This window comes from Plantactinospora sp. B5E13 (assembly GCF_039871775.1).
Taxonomy (GTDB): Bacteria; Actinomycetota; Actinomycetes; order Mycobacteriales; family Micromonosporaceae; genus Plantactinospora.
Genome location: NZ_JBDPLT010000001.1, coordinates 173338 through 193016, shown reverse-complemented (window position 1 = coordinate 193016; position 19679 = coordinate 173338). Strand labels below are relative to the sequence as shown.

General features: G+C 71.9%; 14 protein-coding genes and 1 tRNA gene. 10 read left to right on the top strand and 5 right to left on the bottom strand.

Annotated elements, in window-relative coordinates:
• Nucleotides 1-12: 12 nt before the first annotated feature.
• From ABGB05_RS00840 to ABGB05_RS00820, 5 genes are all read left to right on the top strand, one after another.
• Nucleotides 13-165 (top strand): hypothetical protein, encoded by a 153-nt coding sequence (locus tag ABGB05_RS00840; protein ID WP_347651127.1) that lies wholly within the window; start codon nucleotides 13-15, stop codon nucleotides 163-165.
• 196 nt (nucleotides 166-361) lie between these two features.
• A complete protein-coding gene (locus tag ABGB05_RS00835) occupies nucleotides 362-1534 on the top strand; it encodes an FAD-dependent oxidoreductase (RefSeq protein ID WP_347651126.1) in 1173 nt (390 codons plus the stop codon).
• A gap of 29 nt (nucleotides 1535-1563) precedes the next feature.
• A complete protein-coding gene (locus ABGB05_RS00830) occupies nucleotides 1564-2460 on the top strand; it encodes an RNA polymerase sigma-70 factor (protein ID WP_347651125.1) in 897 nt (298 codons plus the stop codon).
• Between the two features lie 80 nt (nucleotides 2461-2540).
• Entirely contained in the window at nucleotides 2541-3527 is a 987-nt protein-coding gene (locus tag ABGB05_RS00825; protein ID WP_347651124.1) for a hypothetical protein, read from the top strand.
• A 172-nt stretch (nucleotides 3528-3699) separates the two neighbouring features.
• Entirely contained in the window at nucleotides 3700-4395 is a 696-nt protein-coding gene (locus ABGB05_RS00820; RefSeq protein ID WP_347651123.1) for an NAD(P)H-binding protein, read from the top strand.
• A gap of 370 nt (nucleotides 4396-4765) precedes the next feature.
• On the opposite strand, the gene ABGB05_RS00815 is transcribed toward ABGB05_RS00820, so the two are convergent.
• The 4 genes from ABGB05_RS00815 to ABGB05_RS00800 all read right to left on the bottom strand — a co-directional run bounded on the left by ABGB05_RS00815 (nucleotide 4766) and on the right by ABGB05_RS00800 (nucleotide 7544).
• A tRNA-Arg gene (locus ABGB05_RS00815) sits at nucleotides 4766-4837 on the bottom strand.
• A gap of 118 nt (nucleotides 4838-4955) precedes the next feature.
• The gene (locus tag ABGB05_RS00810) at nucleotides 4956-5639 is read right to left on the bottom strand and encodes a winged helix-turn-helix domain-containing protein (protein ID WP_347651122.1); all 684 of its coding nucleotides are present in this window, start codon (nucleotides 5637-5639) and stop codon (nucleotides 4956-4958) included.
• Nucleotides 5640-5829: 190 nt separating this feature from the next.
• On the bottom strand, nucleotides 5830-6639 hold the full coding sequence (locus ABGB05_RS00805) for a DUF305 domain-containing protein (protein ID WP_347651121.1): 810 nt from the start codon (nucleotides 6637-6639) through the stop codon (nucleotides 5830-5832).
• A 5-nt stretch (nucleotides 6640-6644) separates the two neighbouring features.
• Entirely contained in the window at nucleotides 6645-7544 is a 900-nt protein-coding gene (locus ABGB05_RS00800; RefSeq protein WP_347651120.1) for a DUF3105 domain-containing protein, read from the bottom strand.
• A gap of 95 nt (nucleotides 7545-7639) precedes the next feature.
• On the opposite strand from ABGB05_RS00800, the gene argS reads away from it, so the two are divergent.
• The 4 genes from argS to thrC all read left to right on the top strand — a co-directional run bounded on the left by argS (nucleotide 7640) and on the right by thrC (nucleotide 13330).
• Nucleotides 7640-9301: an arginine--tRNA ligase gene (gene argS, locus ABGB05_RS00795; RefSeq protein WP_347651119.1), complete on the top strand. Its 1662-nt coding sequence runs from the start codon at nucleotides 7640-7642 to the stop codon at nucleotides 9299-9301.
• A 122-nt stretch (nucleotides 9302-9423) separates the two neighbouring features.
• Nucleotides 9424-10809 carry a diaminopimelate decarboxylase gene (gene lysA / locus ABGB05_RS00790; protein ID WP_347651118.1) on the top strand — a complete coding sequence of 462 codons (1386 nt, stop codon included), beginning with the start codon at nucleotides 9424-9426 and terminating at the stop codon, nucleotides 10807-10809.
• Nucleotides 10806-12155: a homoserine dehydrogenase gene (locus ABGB05_RS00785; protein WP_347651117.1), complete on the top strand. Its 1350-nt coding sequence runs from the start codon at nucleotides 10806-10808 to the stop codon at nucleotides 12153-12155. Before lysA ends, ABGB05_RS00785 begins: the two co-directional genes overlap by 4 nt.
• A 125-nt stretch (nucleotides 12156-12280) precedes the next feature.
• Nucleotides 12281-13330 carry a threonine synthase gene (gene thrC, locus ABGB05_RS00780; protein WP_347651116.1) on the top strand — a complete coding sequence of 350 codons (1050 nt, stop codon included), beginning with the start codon at nucleotides 12281-12283 and terminating at the stop codon, nucleotides 13328-13330.
• Between the two features lie 12 nt (nucleotides 13331-13342).
• On the opposite strand, the gene ABGB05_RS00775 is transcribed toward thrC, so the two are convergent.
• A complete protein-coding gene (locus tag ABGB05_RS00775; RefSeq protein WP_347651115.1) occupies nucleotides 13343-16165 on the bottom strand; it encodes a BTAD domain-containing putative transcriptional regulator in 2823 nt (940 codons plus the stop codon).
• Between the two features lie 143 nt (nucleotides 16166-16308).
• Between ABGB05_RS00775 and ABGB05_RS00770 the strand changes: the two genes are divergently transcribed.
• Nucleotides 16309-19662, top strand: coding sequence for a LamG-like jellyroll fold domain-containing protein (locus ABGB05_RS00770; protein WP_347651114.1), 3354 nt, complete (start codon nucleotides 16309-16311; stop codon nucleotides 19660-19662).
• Nucleotides 19663-19679 lie beyond the last annotated feature (17 nt).

The window sequence follows — 19679 nt, the reverse complement described above, 5'->3', positions numbered from 1 at the left end:
GCCCGGCGCCGCATGACCGCTGCCCGCTGCCGCGCCGGCGCAGTCGACCCGGCGTCCGCCCGCAGGATCGTCGAGGAGTTCCTCGCCGCCCCCACCCGCCTCGCCCGTCTCACCGCAGCCTGGCGGCGACACGAACCGGACACGCCGCTCAGCACCTGGTGGTGACCCGACGCCGACCGCGGCCAGGCGTGGCACCCGCGCTGGTTGTCAGCCTCGGCTACCACGGCGCTTGGTTGCCTATCGGCCCGCCGCTTGTCGAACGCCGGCCGTTGGCCGGGACGAGTGACCCGGCTCACGCGCTGTTATGCCAGCCCCTCAGGCGGTGTCCTGTGGCCGAACACCGAAACACGAGGGAGACACGATGACGGAGAACATCAGTGTGGTCGTGGTCGGCGGCGGATACGCCGGTGTCATGGCGGCCAACCGCCTCACCCAACGCGACGACGTGACCGTGACCCTGATCAACCCGCGGCCGGACTTCGTTCACCGCATCCGCCTGCACCAGCTCGTCGGCGGAACCGGCGACGCGGTCGTCGGCTACCGCGACGTCCTGGCCGACCGCGTCCGGCTGATGGTCGACACCGCCAGCCGGATCGACGCGGCCGAGCGCACCGTTTTGTTGGCGAGCGGTGGCACGGTTGGTTACGACTACCTCGTCTACGCGGTGGGCAGCGGCAGCGCCGACCCGGGTGTGCCTGGGGCCGCCGAGTACGCCCACAACATGGCCAGCCTGGAGGAGGCGCAGCGGCTGCGGGCAGTGCTCGAGACCACGCCCACGACGGACGTGGTGACGGTGGTCGGAGCCGGCGCGACAGGCATCGAGGTCGCCACCGAACTGGCGGCCGAGGGCCGCGCCGTGACGCTCGTGTGTGGCAGGGTGCTCCACCCGTACCTGCACCCCCGGGTTCGCCGCAGGTTCGCCAAGCGGCTGGCCAAGCTCGGGGTGACCGTCATCGACGGTCCTGGTGCGAAGGTTACCGCGGTGAGCCGAGACGCCGTCCTACTGGCGGACGGCCGGGAGCTGCCCAGCACGGTGACCATCTGGACGGCCGGGTTCAGCATTCCCGACCTGGCCGCCCGCAGCGGGCTCACGACCGACGTGGCCGGACGCCTCCTGACCGACGAGACGCTCACCAGCATCGACCACGACCACATCGTCGCCGCTGGCGACTCGGCGGCACCGTCGAATCTGCCGCTGCGAATGAGCTGTCAGGCCGCCAATCCCCTCGGCGCACATGCGGCCGACACAGTGCTCGCCCGGATCGCGGGCAGGCAACCGGCGACCATCGCCATCGGCTTCTTCGGGCAGTGCGTCAGCCTGGGCCACGGCGCCGCCACCGTACAGATCGCCTCGAGGAACGACCTCGCCAAAGGCTTCGCGATCGGCGGCTTCCTCGGCGCGAAGATCAAGAGCGGCAGCTTCCCGGGCCTGGTCGAGCACCTGGCGCACGAGGCGCACAAGCCCGGCTCCTACACCTGGAAGTTCCGCGACGACACCCGTCGTCAGCGGCTCCAGGCGCGCGCCGCCCGCTGACCTGACCCGTCGGAATGGAAGGTCCTGCAGTGGACACACCCCCCGCCGACCCCGCCACCGAAACCTTTGTGGCCCACCGGAACCTGCTGTTCACCGTCGCCTACGAGATGCTCGGATCGGCGGCCGACGCCGAGGACGTCCTCCAGGAGACCTGGCTGCGCTGGGTCAAAGTGGACCTGGCGCGGGTCAGCGACGAGCGGGCCTACCTGGTCCGGATCACCACCCGACAGGCGCTCAACCGGCTGCGTACCATGCGGCGTCGCAGGGAGGCGTACGTCGGCTCCTGGCTGCCGGAGCCGCTGCTCACCGCGCCGGACGTGGCCGACGACGTCGAGCTTGCGGAGAACATGTCGATGGCGCTCATGCTCGTCCTCGAAACGCTGACGCCGACCGAACGCGCCGTCTTCGTCCTTCACGAGGCCTTCGACGTCAGCTACGACGAGATCGCGGCAGCCCTCGACAAGACCCCCTCGGCGGTCCGCCAGATCGCCTACCGCGCCCGCCAGCACGTCGACGCCCGCCGCCCGCGCCAGGTGGTCCCGGCGAGCCTGACCCGGGCGGCGCTGGACTCGCTGCGGCACGCGATCGAAACCGGTGACCTGCAAGGCCTCCTCCACGTGCTCGCCCCAGACGTGGTCCTGGTGGCCGACGGCGGCGGTATCAAACAGGCCGCGCTGCGGCCGGTGACCGGTGCCGACAAGGTGGCCCGCATGTTTGTCGCCGGCATCGGCAAGGTGGACAGCATCCTCACCGCCGAACCCTCCGTGGTCAACGGCAACCCGTCACTGGTGTTGCGCCTGGACGGCCAGCTCGACGGCGTCCTCGCCGTCCGCGTCGAGGACGCCCGCATCACCGGCCTCTACTACGTCCGCAACCCGGAAAAGCTCACCCGTGTCGAGTCCGCAACCCCACTCACCCTGCGGTGAACACCGACTATCTTGGAGAACACGACATGGCCGTTCAGGCCCAGCCCGTAACCGATGCATCACCGTCGCCCTGGACGGCGGTGGCCCGGGCCGTCGCCCTGCTCACGGCGGTCGTCAGCGTGCTCCTGACCGCCTTCGCCTGGCCCTCGGTGCGATCGTCGATGCACGACGTGCCAATCGCCGTCGCCGGGCCGGCACCCGCGGTCAGACAGCTCAGCGTCGCCCTCGACGAACGCCTTCCCGACGCCTTCGACATCACCGAAGTCGCCGACACCGCCACCGCCGAACAGTTGATCCGCAACCGCGATGTCTACGGGGCGATCGACGTAAGCTCCGGCGCACCGCAGGTCATCCTCGCCTCGGCAGGCAGCGCAGCCGTCGCCCAGACCCTCAACGGCATCGCCACCGCGCTCAGCCAGGCGCAGTCCCAGGGCGTCAGTTCGCCGTCCGGCGTCCGCGACCTTGTCCCGTTGCCGGCCGACGACCCGCGTGGCGCCGGGCTGGCCGCCGCGGCCCTACCCTTGGTCATGGGCGGTCTGCTCGCCGCGTTTCTGCTGACGAGACTCGTCCTCGGCGCCACCCGCCGGGTCGTCGGAGCGCTCGCCTTCGCCGTCACCGGCGGTCTCGCCGTGGGGGGCATTCTGCAGTTCTGGCTCGGCTCCCTGACCGGCTCCTACTGGGCGAACACCGGCGCGGTCGCCCTGACCATCGCGGCCACCTCCCTGAGTATCCTCGGGCTGGAGGCCCTGCTCGGATCCGCCGGGCTCGGCCTGGGTGCGGCCATCATGATGCTCCTCGGCAACCCCCTGTCGGGCACCGCGACCGCGCCCGAAATGCTGCCCGGCTGGTCCGGCACGCTCGGCCAACTGCTACCGCCCGGTGCGAGTGGCGGGCTGCTGCGGTCCACCGCGTTCTTCGACGGCCACGGTGCCACCCATTCGGTCATCGTCCTCGCCACGTGGCTAACGCTCGGCATACTGTTGTGTCTCGCCGGCGGCATGCTTCGGCGGCGCCCGGCCGCCGACCGAGTGACCACCACCGGGCAGCCCGCACAGGCGACCGTATGAGGCGCGGCGCTGCTGGTGGTCCTGGAAACCCTCACCCCGCTGGACACCCGCTACTTGCGGTATCGAGTTCGCCAGCGCCACGGCCACTTCGGCGAACGAGGAGCGGCACCGCTTACCGGACAACGTCTCCAGCTTCTGATCAAGAAACAGACGCCACAGGAGAACAGTCATCATGCGTATCACAATCTTCGGCGCCAACGGTCCCACCGGCCGCCTGCTGACCGGCCAGGCACTCGCCGCCGGGCATCAGGTCGTCGCGGTCACCCGGCAGCCGGACGCGTTTCCGCTGCACCATGATCGCCTCGAGGTGGTCGGTGCCGATGTGCTCGATCCGGTGGCCGTCGACGCCGCCGTGGCGCAGCGGGATGCGGTGCTGTCGACGCTCGGAGTGCCCGCTGGGAAGAGCCCGATCAGCACCTACTCACGTGGTGTGACGAATATTGTCGCCGCGATGGGTCGGCATCGGGTACGTCGCCTCGTCGTGGTCAGCTCAAGCGGGGTCGCTCCGCACCCGTACTCCGATGGCGGGTTCCTGTTCAACCGGGTACTACTGCCGTACGTGACGCGGGTGCTGGGGAAAACGCTGTACGACGACATGCGGCGGATGGAAACGCTGGTCCGCGCCAGCGATCTGGACTGGACGATCGTGCGCCCGAGCGGCCTCTACCACCTGCCGTCGCCCACCGACTACACCCTCGTGGAAGGCCATGCCGACGGCAGGTTCACCGCCCGCACGGATCTGGCCGCGTGCATGTTGGCCTTGCTGGACGACGACCGCTACCTCCGCACCACCGTCGGCGTCATCACCACCGTCGACAACCCCACCCTGCTCCAGTGGATCCGCCGCGAAGCACTCGCCAAGCGCTGAGCGACCGCCCGGAGTACCGGAAGCCTTCACACGCCGGTCGCCGCCTATGGCGACGCGGTGCGCCGCCGGAGTTGGACGTGACCCACAAGGCTGGCTTCGCCAACCTCGCGGCCACTCTGGCCCGGACGCCTTGTGGCTGACCTGAGGCACGCGGCGGTGTCGACGTGGCTCAACGGGGGAGTGCCGCAGACTTGGATCATGCCGTTCCAGGTGCTCGGCAGGCTGCGAGAAACCTGGCCGCGTATGTGCCGTGACTGGCTGCCGACGGCCGTGGATCATCGGACACGGCCGGACAGACGAAGAACGCCCCTGACCGGGTTGCGCCTGGTCAGGGGCCTTTTCGTGCTGCTCAAAGCTTTCTTAGCAAGTGTGCCCCCGGCAGGATTCGAACCTGCGCCCCCGCCTCCGGAGGGCGGTGCTCTATCCCCTGAGCTACGGGGGCTCAGCGACTGGAGAAGAGTAGCAAACGAGGGCGGCGGACGCCGAATCGGTATCCGTCGTGGCGTCCGGCGCCGCCACAACCGCCCTCGTCGAACCGCGTGCCACCAGCCCGGGTCACGTCACCGGCCGCAGCTCGGCAGCGGGTGCGCGACGATGTGCGGCGGCAGTCGGCGCGGCCACTCGGTACGGGTCCAGGACCCGTCGACCACCACGTGCAGGGCCCGGTTCTCGCTGCCGCTGAGCCGGAGCAGGAAGTCCCGGGGCAGCGGCGGGTCGACGTTCGGGGTGGCGATCAGGAACCGTACCCGGCCCCGGGCCGAGAGCGCGGAGAGAACGTCGGCGGCCGGCACCACGCCGTGCAGCCGGGTACGCCCGATCCACCAGACCTCGGCCCGGTGTTCCAGGGCCGACCGGAGGATCGCCGGGTACTCCTGCTCGACCCAGCTGGCCACCGACTCGACGCAGAGGCCGCAGGCCCGGTCGGTCGGCTGGCGCGGGCCGAGGCCCCAGGCGCGCAGGTAGCCGCTCATCTCGGCGTCGTCGGCGGAGAGACCGTACTGCCGCTGGGCGAGGGCGGCGACGCTCTGCCGGCTCCAGAGCTCGTCGTCGAGGCCGTGCTGGTCGGGGTAGCTGCCGCGCAGCGTTTCGATCAGTTCCAGTTCCTGGTCGCGGCTGAGGCCCCCGGTGGCCTCGCCCGACCGCTGTCCGCGACGGGCGGCCGCCACCGCGCCGTCGCCGCCGATGGTGTGTCGACGGCACCAACTGGTGGCCGACCGACGTCCGTCCCGGAGAGCAACCGTCATGTCTAGGACAACGAAGGCAGATCGGACCCGTCACGTTATGTACGGAGAAAACTCGTCAAACTGGGCAAGTCCTACAAGCCACCCTTAAGCGGACGTACCGTCGGCAGGGCGCGAGACGGGCGGTGATCATCAAAACGGCGGCCGCCCCGCAGGACGGCCGCCGTGGTGACGGTGCTGGTGATCTGGGCCGCTACCGGGCCCCGAGCTTGCCGAGCAGCGACTGGATCAACTGGATCTCCTTCTGCTGGCCGTTGATCATCGACTGGGCCAGTGCGGTCACCTGGTCGTCGTCGCTGGCCTCGGTGACCGCCTCGGCCATGTGGATGCCGCCGATGTGGTGGTCGAGCATCAGCTTCAGGAAGAGGACGTCGAAGTCACGGCCGGTGGCCGCACGCAGCTCGGTCCGCTGCTGGTCGGTGGCCATCCCGGGCATCAACCCGTTGCGGACCATCGCCGTACCCTCCGGCATCCAGGCCATCCTCGGCTGGCTGCCGGTCGGGTTCAGACCCCAGGTCTTCAACCAGGTCTGCATGGTGCCGATCTGCGCCTGCTGGGTGAGGGCGATGTCGGCGGCCAGGGTCCGGACGTCCGGGTCGGTGGCCCTCTCGTGGGCGAGGATCGACATCTCGACCGCCTGGGCGTGGTGCGTCGACATGTCCCGGGCGAAGCCGGCCTCGGCGGAGTCGTCACCGGGCTTGAACAGGTTCGGTGCGAGCAGGCCGGCGGCCAGTCCGAGCACCAGCCCCAGTACGACGCCGAGCGCCAGCAGGCCGGTGCCCGGTCCACGCCGCCCCGGACCGTCCGCCACGTCGCCGCCACCGGGGCCGCCGACCGACGGCCCGCCGGTGCCCGGCTCGCCGACCGACGGCTCACCGGTCCCGGTCACGTCCGGGCCGGTCGCGGTCGATCCTGCCGGGCCGGACGCGGTCGATTCCGCCGGCCCGGCCGACGTCGTCAACTCCGCCGGGCCCGCGGTCACCGTCTCCGACCTGCTGGTCATGGTGGTCAGCTCCCCGGCGGCGGCACCGGCTGGTCACCGGGGGCGCCGCCCGGCGGCATCGGCTGGTCGCCGGGGACGTTGTCTCGCGGCGTGGTGCCGGTGGCGGTGATTCCGCTGGAGCAGGGCGCACCCGGCTCCATGCTGGCGTTCTGCCGCAGGGCGGTGATGAACTCGTCGATCCGGCCGTCGTCGGCGCTGTCGACCTTGAGCTGGTAGCCCCAGGCCTGCAGCGAGATCGGCTTGTCGAGGCCCTCGACCGGGCTCATCAGCATGAACTCGTTGTTCCGGACCTTGCCGGCGAGCTGCTCCACCTGCTCGGCCGGCAGGCTCGGGTTGTAGGTGATCCAGACCGCGCCGTGCTCCAGGCTGTGCACCGCGTGCTCGTTCGCGATCGGCGCGTCGTAGACGTCGCCCATGCAGTTCTGCCAGGCGTTGTTGTGGGTGCTGCCGACCGGCGGGTTGATCTTGTAAGTCTGCGGGCCCGGCTCGTGCGACTGCTTGCCCGGCAGCGGGTCGACCACCGACGGGTCGCTCTTCCGGTAGTTGACGATGCCGCTGATCGCCTCCGCCTTGTCCTCCCAGCTCTTGCCGTTCTGGATCACCGCGTACGCGCCGTACCCGATGATGCTGGCGGCGATCACGCCGACCGCGACGAAGATGGCGATGTTCGGCCATGAGCGACCGCCGCTGACCTTGACCGGGGCGACCGGGCGACGCGGCGGCTTCTTGCCGCTGCCGGTACGGCCGGCCGGCACCCGCCCGGCGGAGGCGCCCTTCGCCGTGCTGGTCGCGGTCTTGGTCCCGGCCGCCTTGCCCTCGGAGGGCTTGCCGCCGGCCGGCGCCTTCTTTCCGGTGCTGACCACGGACGGGCGGCGCTGTTCGCCACCCGAGGTGCTGATGCTCATGGTCCCTCGTCAGGTCGGTCGGTCAGGGGATGGCGGCTGGCACACCTGCAGGGTCGCCACCGAGGGACCGAGTCTACCCCCGGTAACATGTTTCGGTGACTCCCGCCAACCTCGCCGAGGCCGTTCTCGCCGCCGCCCACGCCGTCTTCACCCGGCGTGGCCTGGATCACACCATGCTGCCGGAGTCGGTGACGCTGGAGCGACCCCGCAACCCCGAGCACGGCGACTACGCCTCGACCATCGCCCTGCAGCTGAGCAAGAAGGTCGGCGTCCCGCCCCGGGACCTCGCCGCCGCGCTCGCCGAGGAGCTGGCCCGGACTCCGGGGATCAAGTCGGTCGAGATCGCCGGCCCCGGCTTCCTCAACCTCCGGCTCGACCCGGCCGCCGCCGGGCAACTCGCCCGCGAGGTGGTCGAGGCCGGCGGGGCGTACGGGCGCAGCGACCGGCTCACCGGCCAGAAGGTGAACCTGGAGTTCGTCTCGGCGAACCCGACCGGCCCGATCCACCTCGGGCACACCCGGTGGGCGGCGGTCGGCGACTCGCTGCGCCGGATCCTCACCGCGGCCGGCGCCGAGGTCACCAGCGAGCACTACATCAACGACGCCGGCGCCCAGATCGACCGCTTCGGGCAGTCGCTGTACGCGGCCGCCAACGGCGAGCCGACCCCGGAGGACGGCTACGGGGGCGAGTACGTCGCCGAGATCGCCGAGCGGATCGTCCGCGAGCAGCCCGACCTGGCCGGCCAGCCGGCCGGGGAGGCGCTGCCGGTCTTCCGGGACCGGGGCTACCAGCTGATGCTGGACGAGATGCGGGCCAGCCTGGAGCGGTTCGGCGTGCACTTCGACGTCTGGTTCTCCGAGCGCACCCTGCACAGCAGCGGGGCGATCGAGCACGCCCTGGGCCGGCTGCGCGAGCAGGGCCACGTCTACGACGCGGACGGGGCGATCTGGCTGCGCACCACCGACTTCGACGACGACAAGGACCGGGTGCTGATCCGCAGCAACGGCGAGCTGACGTACTTCGCCGCCGACTCGGCGTACTACATCAACAAGCGGGAGCGCGGCTTCGACAAGTGCGTCTACCTGCTCGGCGCCGACCACCACGGCTACGTCAACCGGCTGCGGGCGATCGCCGCCTGCGCCGGTGACGACCCGGACTTCAACATCGAGATCCTGATCGGCCAGCTGGTCAACCTGGTCCGCGACGGTCAGCCGGTCCGGCTCTCCAAGCGGGCCGGCAACATCATCACCCTGGACGAACTGGTCGACGCGGTCGGCGTGGACGCGGCCCGGTACTCGCTGGCCCGCTCCTCCACCGACTCGCCGCTGACCCTCGACATCGAGGTGATCACCCGGCACTCGAACGACAACCCGGTCTACTACGTCCAGTACGCGCACGCCCGGATCGCGTCCCTGCTGCGCCGGGGCGCCGACCTGGGGGTGGTACGGGGTGCCGACTTCGACCCGGGGCTGCTCAGCCACGAGAAGGAGAACGAGCTGCTCAAGACGCTCGGCGAGTTCCCCGAGGTGGTGGCCACCGCGGCCGAGCTGCGCGAGCCGCACCGGATCGCCCGCTATCTTGAGGAGCTGGCCGGTACGTACCACCGGTTCAACGACGCCTGCAAGGTGCTGCCGCTCGGCGCCAACCCGCCGGCGCCGGAGCTGACCCAGGCCCGGTTGTGGCTGGTCGACGCGACCCGGATCGTGCTGGCCAACGGGTTGGCGCTGCTCGGTGTCTCCGCGCCGGACCAGATGTGAGCGACGCGCCGGACCAGATGTGAGCGACGTGCCGGACCAGATGCGAGCGACGTGCCGGACCAGATGCGAGCGGCGAACCGGAACAGATGTGACCCACAGGCGGCGAACGGAAGGCTGAGCTGATGCGCGCGCACGAGGCCGGGGCACTGCACGGCGAGATCGGGGTACGGGGGCCGGCGTGGCTGCGTACCCCGGAGGACGTCAACGCGCTGGTGCCGCGACTGTGGCCGCGGACCGTGGCGCGCGGCGCCGAGGGCGCGCTGACCGTCGCCGGCCTCGACGTCCGTGAGCTGGCCGCCGAGTACGGCACCCCGGTGTACGTCCTCGACGAAGACGACCTGCGGGCCCGGTGCCGGGAGTTCCGGGCGGCCTTCCCGGACGAGGACATCTTCTACGCCGGCAAGGCGTTCATCTGCAGGGCGGTCGTCCGGATCATCGCCGAGGAGGGGCTGCACCTGGACGTCTGCTCCGGCGGTGAGCTGGCGGTGGCGCTGGCCGCCGGGATGCCCCCGGAGCGGATCGGCTTCCACGGCAACAACAAGTCGGTGGCGGAGCTGACCCGGGCGGTGGACGCCGGGGTCGGGCGGATCGTCGTCGACTCGTTCCAGGAGATCGACCGGCTGACCGCGCTGGCCCGGGAGCGGGGTGTGCGGCCCCGGGTGCTGGTCCGGGTCACCGTCGGGGTCGAGGCGCACACCCACGAGTTCATCGCCACCGCGCACGAGGACCAGAAGTTCGGCTTCTCGCTGGCCGGCGGCGCGGCGGCGACCGCCGCTTTCAAGATCCTCGACGAGGACGTGCTGGAGCTGCGCGGGCTGCACTCGCACATCGGTTCGCAGATCTTCGACACCAGCGGTTTCGAGGTGGCCGCCCGGCGGGTGCTCGCGCTGCAGGCGCAGATCCGGGACGCGCGCGGCGTCGAGCTGCCCGAACTGGACCTCGGTGGCGGCTTCGGGATCGCGTACACCACCCAGGACGACCCGTCGACCCCGCACGAGCTGGCGAAGCGGCTGCACAAGATCGTCGAGGGGGAGTGCGAGGCCGAGCGGCTCGGCGTACCCCGGCTGTCGATCGAGCCGGGCCGGGCGATCATCGGCCCGGCGATCTTCACCCTCTACGAGGTCGGCACGGTCAAGGACGTGGACGGGATCCGGACCTACGTCAGCGTCGACGGCGGCATGAGCGACAACATCCGGACCGCGCTGTACGGGGCGTCGTACTCGGCGACCGTCGCCTCCCGGGCGTCGGCGGCGGAGCCGATTCTCGCCCGGGTGGTGGGAAAGCATTGCGAGGCCGGGGATGTGGTGGTGAAGGATGAATTCCTGCCCGCCGACGTGCAGCCCGGAGATCTTGTCGCCGTGCCCGGCACGGGCGCCTACTGCCGGAGCATGGCCAGCAACTACAACCATGTTCCCCGGCCACCCGTCGTCGCGGTCCGCGACGGCCGGGCGCGGCTGATCGTCCGGCGGGAGACCGAAGACGATCTGCTCGCATTGGATGTGGGATGACAAAGCCTGTCCGCCTGGCCCTGCTCGGCTGTGGGACCGTCGGTGCCGAGGTGGTCCGCCTGCTGCACGAGCAGGCCGACGACCTGACCGCGCGGGTCGGCGCCCCGCTGGAGCTGGCCGGCATCGCCGTACGCCGGGCGGGCCGGGACCGAGGGCCGCTGCCGGTCGACCCGACGCTGTTCACCACCGACGCGCTCGGCCTGATCAAGCGCGACGACGTCGACCTGGTCATCGAGGTGGTCGGCGGGATCGAGCCGGCCCGGGGCTGGCTGGTCGAGGCGATGCGGGCCGGCAAGAGCGTGGTCACCGCCAACAAGGCCCTGCTCGCCGAGGACGGCGGCACGCTGCACGACGCCGCCGCCGAGGGTGGGGTCGACCTCTACTACGAGGCGGCGGTGGCCGGCGCCATCCCGCTGCTGCGCCCGCTGCGGGAGTCGCTGCACGGCGACACGATCACCCGGGTCACCGGGATCGTCAACGGCACCACCAACTTCATCCTCTCCGCGATGGACGCCAGCGGCGCCGGCTTCGCCGAGGCGCTGGAGGAGGCGACCGAACTCGGCTACGCCGAGGCCGACCCGACCGCCGACGTGGAGGGCTTCGACGCCGCCGCCAAGGCCGCGATCCTCGCCTCGCTCGCCTTCCACACCCGGGTCACCGCCGCCGACGTGCACCGCGAGGGGATCACCGAGGTCACCGCCGCCGACATGGCCAGCGCCAAGGCGATGGGCTGCACGATCAAACTGCTCTGCATCGCCTCCCGGGGCCCGGACTCGGCCGGCGTCGAGTCGGTGAGCGTCCGGGTGCACCCGGCGATGATCCCGGTCGGCCACCCGCTGGCCAGCGTCGGCGACGCCTTCAACGCGGTCTTCGTCGAGGCCGCCGCCGCCGGACAGCTGATGTTCTACGGCCGGGGCGCCGGCGGGGCGCCGACCGCGAGCGCGGTCCTCGGCGACGTGGTCGCCGCCGCCCGCAACCACCTGGCCGGGGTCCGCGCGGCCAGCGAGTCGGCGTACGCGGCACTGCCGATCCGGCCGATGGGGGAGGCGGTCACCCGCTACCACATCAGCCTCGACGTGGCCGACCGTCCCGGTGTGCTCGCCGCCGTCGCCGGGGTCTTCGCCCGGCACGACGTGTCGATCGCGACCGTACGGCAGGCGTCGGTGCCACCGGGACCGGCCGGTGGGCCGACCGGCTCGGCGACCCGTGGCGGCGACGCCGACCTGGTCATCGTCACCCACGCCGCGCCGGACGCGGCGCTCGCCGCGACCGTCGCCGAACTGCGCCGACTGGAGATCGTCCGGTCGATCGCCAGCGTGCTGCGGGTCGAGGGCGAGGGCGGCTGACCCCGGTCGGCCGTCCCGCCAGGTGGTTACCGGCTGGTGCGCGGAGAGCCGATCGACGACGGTGGGTCACCGTGGAGAGAGGCCGCCGCGGGTGCGGCCGACGCGGGAGTCGCGAGGAGAGCGTTATGTGGCGGGGTCTGATCGAGGCGTACCGGGACCGGCTGCCGGTCAGCGAGGCCACGCCGGTGATCACCCTGTACGAGGGGAACACGCCGCTGATCCCGGCGCCGGTCCTCGCCGACCGGCTCGGCTGTGACGTCTACCTGAAGGTCGAGGGGGCGAACCCGACCGGTTCGTTCAAGGACCGGGGCATGACACTTGCCGTCTCCAAGGCGGTCGAGGCCGGCAACAAGGCGATCATCTGCGCCTCCACCGGCAACACCAGTGCCTCGGCGGCGGCGTACGCGGCCCGGGCCGGGCTCACCTGCGCGGTCCTGGTGCCGCAGGGCAAGATCGCGCTCGGCAAGCTGGCCCAGGCCCTGGTGCACGGCGCCCGGCTGCTGCAGATCGACGGCAACTTCGACGACTGTCTGGCGCTCGCCGCCAAACTGGCCGTCGACTATCCGGTGGCGCTGGTCAACTCGGTCAACATCGACCGGCTGCACGGGCAGAAGACGGCGGCGTTCGAGATCGTGGCCGCCCTCGGTGACGCCCCGGACATCCACTGCCTGCCGGTCGGCAACGCCGGCAACATCACCGCCTACTGGATGGGTTACCAGGAGGAGGCCGAGGCCGGCAACACCACCCGCCGGCCGAGGATGTACGGCTTCCAGGCCGCCGGCGCCGCACCGATCGTCACCGGCCAGGCGGTACGCGAACCGTCCACCATCGCTACCGCGATCCGGATCGGCAACCCGGCGAGCTGGACGAAGGCGGTCGACGCCCGGGACGCCTCCGGTGGGCTGATCGCCGCCGTCACCGACCGGGAGATCCTCGCCGCGTACCGGCTGCTCGCCCGGGAGGTCGGGGTTTTTGTCGAGCTGGCCAGCGCGGCGAGTGTCGCCGGGCTGTTGCAGCAGGCCGCCGCCGGACTGGTGCCGGCCGGCTCCACGGTGGTCTGCACGGTGACCGGGCACGGGCTCAAGGACCCGGAGTGGGCGATCTCGACCGCGCCGTCGCCGATCACCATCCGCAACGACGTACTGACCGCGGCGCGGGCCCTCGACCTCGCCTGAGCGGTCGACAGGTCAGGCGGCGGCGAGTCTGGCGCGAACCTCGGCCGCGTCGGGATGGTGGAGTTCGGTGAGGATCTCCAGCGCCTGACGCCAGGCCCGGTCGGCGGCGGACCGGTCACCGGACTCGGCGTACAGGTCACCGAGGCGGGTCAGGGTACGTGTCTCGTAGTAGCGGCTGCCGGATTCGCGGTGCAGGTCGACCGCCTGCGCGTAGTGCGCGACGGCCCGCCCCCGGTCGCCGAGCCGGTGGTACGTGTAGCCGAGGCTGTCGTAGGCGTTGGCCCGGTACGCGGCGTCGTCGTACCCGTCGCACAGCCGCAGGCTCTCCTGGCAGTAGCGCAGCGCCTCGGCGTGGTTGCCGAGCCGGGCGTGGGTCCAGCCGACGCTGTTCAACGCGGCGACCTGCCCGGCGTGGTCGTCGATCCGGCGGGACAGCTCCAACGCCCGCAGGGAGTGGTGCAGCGAGGTGTCGTGGTCGCCCTGCCGGTCGCTCAACCAGGCCAGTCCGTGGTGCACGTCGGCCTGGTGCAGCGGGTCGGCCACCTCGGCGAACAACTCGAGGGCACGGGTGAGGTGGTGCTGGGCCTCCTCGTGGCGCAGCGTCCCGGCGTACGCGACGGCGAGGCCGCGCTGCATGTGCGCCTCGCCGGCCCGGTCGCCGAGGCGTCGGGTCGCCGCCAGCGCGGTCCGGTGCGCGGCGATCGTGCCGTGCCAGTGTCCGCCGCGACGCAGGAAGGTCGCCAGGCACCACGCCAGCTGCCAGGCATGGGTGTCGAATCCGTGCGCCGCCGCGTACTCGACGGTGGCGAGCAGGACCTCCTGCTGGTCGGTGAACCAGGCGAGCGCCGGTGCCCGGTCGGCGAGCCGTTCCGCCGCGGCGCCGGGCTGGACCGCCGACAGCGTGATCGACATCCGGTACGGGTACAGCATGTGGTTGGCCTGGTAGGCGCTGTGCAGGTAGTGGTCGAGCAGCCGGTGCGCGGCAGCCCGGCGGGCCGGTTCCGGCTCGTGGCCGTCGAGCAGTTCCCGGGCGTACGCGCGGAGCAGGTCGTGCATCCCGTACCGCCCCGGGGCCGGTTCGGTGACGAGGTGGGCCCGGGCCAGTTCCATCAGCAGCGGACGTACCCGGTCGGCCGGGACCCCGGCGAGGCTGGCCGCGCCCGCCGTCGTGCTGGTACCGGCCGGGTGCAGGCCGAGCAGCCGGAACAGCCGCTGGCTCTGCGGGCTGAGCGTGCGGTACGACCAGGAGAACGTGGCCCGTACGTCGGTGCCGCGGTCGCCGTCGTCGAAGACGTCGAGGCTGCCGCGTGCCTCGTCCAGTTCGGTGGCGATCGCGGCCAGCCGGAAACCGGGGTTGGTGGCGGCCCGGGCCGCGACGATGGCGAGGGCGAGGGGAAGCCGGGCGCACTGGGTGACGATCCGGGCCAGGGCCTCCGACTCGGTGGCGAGCCGGTCCGGGGCCAGCCGGGCGGCCAGCAGTTCCCTGGACTCGGCGGCGGTGAGCAGGTCCACCTGCACCGGCTGGGCGCCCTCGGTGGTGACCAGGCTGGTGAGCCGGTTCCGGCTGGTCACCAGGACGAGGCTGCCGGAGGTGCCCGGAAGCAGCGGCCGGATCTGTTCGGCGTCGCGGGCGTTGTCCAGGACGACCAGGACCCGGCGGTCGGCGAGCAGGCTGCGGTACAGGCCGGCCTGTGCGGTGAGGCCGAGTGGTACCCGCCCGGCCGGTGCGGGCAGGGCGGCCAGGAAACCCTGGAGCGCCTCACCGGGGCTCACCGGGGCGGCGCCCGGGTCGAAGCCGCGCAGGTTGACGTAGAGCTGACCGTCCGGGAAGAGGTGCCGGACCCGGTGTGCCCAGTGGACGGCGAGGGTGGTCTTGCCGATGCCGGCCGTCCCGGTCAGGCTCAGCACCAGCGGGGCGGCCGGGGCGCCGGACCAGCGTGTGACCAGCCCGTCGAGCCGGTCCAGGTACGCCCGCCGGCCGACGAAGCTGGGCAGGTCGATCGGCAACTGTGCGGGGACCACCGGCTGGGCCGCGACCGGGGTGGTCGCGGTGTCCGTCGTCGCTTGGGGCGACCCGACCTGCGCGACGGTGCCGTTCAGGATCGCCACGTGCAGCTCCCGTAGCTCCCGGCCGGGGTCGAGGCCGAGTTCGTCCCGGAGCAGCGCCCGACCCGTGTGGTACACCGAGAGGGCCTCCGCCTGCCGCCCGCAGCGGTACAGGGCGACCATGAGCTGGCCACGCGGCCGTTCGCGCAGGGGATGCTCGGCGAGCAGTCGGGCCGCCTCGCCGGCCACCTGCCGGTGGTCGCCGGCCCGGAGCAGCGCGTCCAGCCGGGTCTCGGTGGCGATGACCCGCTCCTCGTCGAGCGCGGCGCTGAGTCGCTGCCCCCGGGCGGTCCCGGTCAGCTCCGCCAGGGCGGGGCCGCGCCAGAGGCCCACCGCCTCGGCGAGCAGCCGGGCGGTGGCCGCCGGGTCGGATCCGGCCGGCTCGGCGGCGGCCCGTGCGGTGAGGTCCCGGAAGCGTCGCAGGTCGAGGGTGTCGGCGGGAACCTCCAGGCGGTACCCGTGCCGCGATCCGTGGACGACGACCCGGGGTACGTCGGCGAAGAGTCGCCGGAGCTTCGACACGTAGACCTGGACGGCCTTGCGGGCGGTCGGTGGCGCCTCGTTCTCTCGCCACAGCAGCTCCAGCAGGGTGTCGACGGAGACGACCTGGTTGGCGTGCAGCAGCAGGGCGGTGAGCAGTTGTCGCGGGCGCCCCTCCGGGACCCGGACGACCGCGTCGGGAACCCGGACCTCCAACGGGCCCAGCACCCGAAACCAGACCTCTGGCATCGGCAGCTCCATTCCCGGGCGTCACCAGGGGATTTACCGCGGACCAGGCTCGGATTTACCACCGGGCCAAGGATGAATTGTGGTCGATCTTGGCTCGGTGCACCACCACCAGGTTCGACGACCTTCTATCGGAGGAGTGTGTGATGCGTACTCGGCTGTGGCACGGGTCGCGCGGGTCCGGCCCGTCCGGGCGCGGCTTCGGGCGGCGGATCGCGACCGGATCGGTGCTGGCCCTGCTGGCCGGTTCGCTCTCCGTCGCCGCCCCGGCCACGGCGGCGCCGGTTCCGCTCGCGGCGGAGCTCGACGAGGCGGCGGCCCGGGCGGCGGCGGTGAGCTCCGGCCGGCCGGTCGAGGTCACCGCGATGAGCGACGAGCGGCAGCGGGTCGTGGCGAACCCGGACGGCAGCTTCACCCTGACCCAGACGGTGGTGCCGACCCGGGTACGTCGTGGCGACGGCTGGGTGCCGGTCGACACCACCCTCCGGTTCTCCGCCGACGGCCAGGTCGCGCCGGTCGCCACCCCACTGGAGATGACCTTCTCCGGCGGCGGTACGGCGCCGATGGCCCGGCTGCGCCGCGACGGCACGGAACTGGCGCTGAGCTGGCCCACCCCGCTGCCGAGGCCGGTGCTCTCCGGTGACACGGCGACGTACCCGGAGGTGCTGCCCGGCGTCGACCTGACCGTACGCGCGCTGGTGGAGGGCTTCTCCGAGCTGCTGGTGGTCAGGTCGGCGCAGGCGGCGGCGAATCCGGCGCTGGCCCGGCTCCGGCTGCTGACCTCGACGGCCGGACTGTCGGTGCGGACCACGGCGGACGGCAGCCTGGCGGCGCTGGACGCGGCGGGGCGGGCGGTCTTCGAGGCGCCGGCGCCGTACATGTGGGACTCCAGCGGCTCGGGTCGACGTACCGTGCCGGGCGGTCAGGTGCGGTCGGTCCGGGCCGCGGTGAGCACCGGCGAGGTGGCCCTGGTGCCGGACCGGGGCCTGCTGACCGGCAGGAACACCAAATATCCGGTCTACATCGACCCGTCCTGGACGGGGTCGCGGACGGCCTGGACCCAGGTGTGGAGCAACTATCCGACGCTGTCGTTCTGGAACGGGGCCAACGACGCCGAGGACGAGGCCCGGGTCGGGTACGACGCCACCGACCGGAAGACCACCCGGTCGTTCTTCAAGTTCAACGTGAGCGGGGTCAAGAACAAGCACATCCTCGGCGCGACGCTGCAGACCCACGAGGTGTGGTCGCGTTCGTGCACGGCGCGGGAGGTGCAGGTCTGGGAGACCGGCGGCATCTCGTCGTCGACGACCTGGAAGAACCAGCCGAGTTGGATCACCAAACTCGCGGCCAAGAGCGTGGCGAAGGGCTACTCGTCGAGCTGCCCGGCCGGCGGGATCGAGTTCAACGTCACCGCACATGTGGTCAAGGCCGCGGCCGCCGGACGGGACACCCTGGACCAGGGCCTGAAGGCCTCGGCCACCGCCGAGTCGAACAAGGACACGCTGTCCTGGAAGCGGTTCCGCAACAACCCGTCGATCAGCATCACCTACAACACGGTGCCCGGGGTGCCGACCAGTCTGACCACCGACGGCGCCAGCGTCTGCAAGACCGGCACCGGACGTCTGGTGATCGGCACCACGACCCCGACCCTGCGGGCCACGGTGAGCGACACCGACAACTCGGTGAAGGCCCGCTTCCAGTGGTGGACCCTGGACGGGACCGCGCCGGTCGGGGAGTTCCTCTCCGCCTCGGTCGCCGGCAAGACACCGACGATCGTCGCGAAGCAGATCCCGTCCGGGGCGTTCGCGAACGGCGCGACCGGCCGGTGGCGGGTACGCGGTGAGGACGGCACGGACAACAGCGCGTGGAGCGCCTGGTGCGAGTTCCAGGTGGACACCAGCCGTCCGCCGATCCCGACGGTGACGTCGACGGCGTTCCCGGACGGTGCCGAGGGGACCGCGGTGATGGGCCGGGGTGTGCCCGTCGGGTTCGGTCCGAACGGCGGAACCGACGTCGCCAGCTACGAGTACGTGCTCAACGGCGACTCGACCGCGTTGTCCGGCCGGGTCACCCCGGCCGCCGACGGTACGGCGACCGTGTCGGTCACCCCGGACCGGTTCGTGAACTGGCTCCACGTCCGGTCGGTGGACCGGGCGGCGAACCGGTCGACGGTGGCGACGGTGGTCTTCTACGCCGGGGCGCCGTCCGGCCCGGTCGCCGACTGGACGATGGACGAGTCCGGGGACGGTACGACGGCGGTGGACGGCACCGCCAACGGCCGGCACGCCACACTGGTCGGCGGTGCCGCCTGGGCCGACGGGGTGACCGGCGGGGCGCTGGACCTGGACGGGGTGAGCGGGCACGCGGTGACCGCCGGCCCGGTGCTGGACACCATGCGGTCGTTCTCGGTGAGCACCTGGGCGCGGATCGACGACCTGTCCCGTAACTCGGTGCTGTTCACCCAGCCGGGCAACCGGGCCAGCGCGTTCGCGCTCTACTACTCCAGCGCGTACAGCCGGTGGATTTTCAACCGGACGTCGGCGGACGTCGACAAGCCGACCTTCGTCCGGGCCACCTCGACCACCGTCGCGGTGGCCGGTACCTGGATTCACCTGGCCGGGGTCTACGACGCGTCGGCGCAGCGGATCCGGCTCTACGTCAACGGTGTGCTGGAGGCGGAGACGGCGTTCACCACCCCCTGGAGCGCCACCGGCCCGTTCCAGATCGGGCGGGCGCAGGTCGCCGGGGTCTGGGGCGAGTACTGGCCGGGTGAGATCGACGGGGCCCGGGTCTACGACCGGGTGCTGCTGCCGGGCGAGATGCAGCAGGTACCCCGGCTGGCCGGGCACTGGAAACTCGACGAGACCAGCGGTACGACCGCGGCCGACCCCGTCGGCGGACATCCGGCGACGTGGTCGTCGACCGGGGTCACCCGGACCACCGGGGTCAGCGGCAACGCGGTGGTGGTCAACGGCAGCACCGGCGTGCTGACCGCCTCCGGCCCGGCGGTGCGTACCGACGCCAGCTACACGGTGACCGCCTGGGCCCGGCCGGACGCGCTGACCAAGAACGGGATCGCGGTGAGCCAGCTCGGTGCCGCGGTCGCCGGCTTCAACCTCGGCTACTCCTGGAACGACGACCACGCGGCCTACCTGTGGTCGGTGCGCAGCTCGACCACGGACGCCGCCGGCGCGGAGCTGCGACAGGCGGAGAACCTGTTCGACGCCCCGGTCGCCGGGACCTGGACCCATCTCGCGGCGGTCTACGACGCGCAGGCGCACCGGCTGCGGCTGTACGTCAACGGCCAGCTGGCGGACGAGACGCACCACGCCGGTTCGTGGCACGCGAACGGCGCGCTGCTGATCGGCCGGGGCCAGGTCTCGAACGTGAGCTTCTCGCAGTACTTCACCGGCGGGATCGACGACGTGCGGGCCTATGCCGGCGTCCTCTCCGACCAGGAGATCTTCGATCTCCACAACGCCGTCGCCAACCCCAACTGACGCGTCCGGGACAGGGG

Bases quoted from the DNA above. Each gene is read 5' to 3' on its own strand.
- ABGB05_RS00805 (WP_347651121.1), bottom strand. From the start codon at position 6,639: ATGACCAGCAGGTCGGAGACGGTGACCGCGGGCCCGGCGGAGTTGACG.
- ABGB05_RS00785 (WP_347651117.1), top strand. From the start codon at position 10,806: ATGACAAAGCCTGTCCGCCTGGCCCTGCTCGGCTGTGGGACCGTCGGT.
- ABGB05_RS00810 (WP_347651122.1), bottom strand. From the start codon at position 5,639: ATGACGGTTGCTCTCCGGGACGGACGTCGGTCGGCCACCAGTTGGTGC.
- thrC (WP_347651116.1), top strand. From the start codon at position 12,281: ATGTGGCGGGGTCTGATCGAGGCGTACCGGGACCGGCTGCCGGTCAGC.
- ABGB05_RS00775 (WP_347651115.1), bottom strand. From the start codon at position 16,165: ATGCCAGAGGTCTGGTTTCGGGTGCTGGGCCCGTTGGAGGTCCGGGTT.
- lysA (WP_347651118.1), top strand. From the start codon at position 9,424: ATGCGCGCGCACGAGGCCGGGGCACTGCACGGCGAGATCGGGGTACGG.
- ABGB05_RS00840 (WP_347651127.1), top strand. From the start codon at position 13: ATGACCGCTGCCCGCTGCCGCGCCGGCGCAGTCGACCCGGCGTCCGCC.
- ABGB05_RS00770 (WP_347651114.1), top strand. From the start codon at position 16,309: ATGCGTACTCGGCTGTGGCACGGGTCGCGCGGGTCCGGCCCGTCCGGG.
- ABGB05_RS00820 (WP_347651123.1), top strand. From the start codon at position 3,700: ATGCGTATCACAATCTTCGGCGCCAACGGTCCCACCGGCCGCCTGCTG.
- ABGB05_RS00835 (WP_347651126.1), top strand. From the start codon at position 362: ATGACGGAGAACATCAGTGTGGTCGTGGTCGGCGGCGGATACGCCGGT.
- ABGB05_RS00800 (WP_347651120.1), bottom strand. From the start codon at position 7,544: ATGAGCATCAGCACCTCGGGTGGCGAACAGCGCCGCCCGTCCGTGGTC.